We start from the raw sequence: 382 nt of genomic DNA, 5'->3' as shown, positions 1-382 counted from the left end.
AACCAGCGCGGAGTATTCCCCCAGGCTGTGACCGGCCATCATTGCCGGTGCTTTACCGCCCTGCTGCTGCCATACGCGGTACAGCGCAACAGATGCAGTCAACAGCGCTGGCTGGGTTTGCCAGGTTTTATTCAGTTCTTCAGCTGGCCCCTGCTGGGTCAGCGCCCACAGGTCGTAGCCCAGCGCCGCAGAAGCTTCAGCAAACGTTTCTTCGACAATTGGATAGCTCGCCGCCATATCAGCCAGCATTCCAACGGTTTGAGAACCCTGTCCAGGGAACACAAATGCAAATTGCGTCATGTTTTAATCCTTATCCTAGAAACGAACCAGCGCGGAGCCCCAGGTGAATCCACCGCCAAAGGCTTCAAGCAGAACCAACTGC

The 382-nt window shown here is 56.0% G+C and carries 1 pseudogene; it reads right to left on the bottom strand.

The features are described from left to right. Positions 1–300, bottom strand: a pseudogene (locus tag SB756_RS28395) (ACP S-malonyltransferase); the annotation flags it as partial. Positions 301–382: the final 82 nt, after the last annotated feature.

Source organism: Pseudomonas sp. SIMBA_068 (assembly GCF_046534705.1).
In the GTDB taxonomy this organism is placed as follows: Bacteria; Pseudomonadota; Gammaproteobacteria; order Pseudomonadales; family Pseudomonadaceae; genus Aquipseudomonas; species Aquipseudomonas putida.
This window is presented reverse-complemented; position numbering and strand designations above follow the sequence as displayed.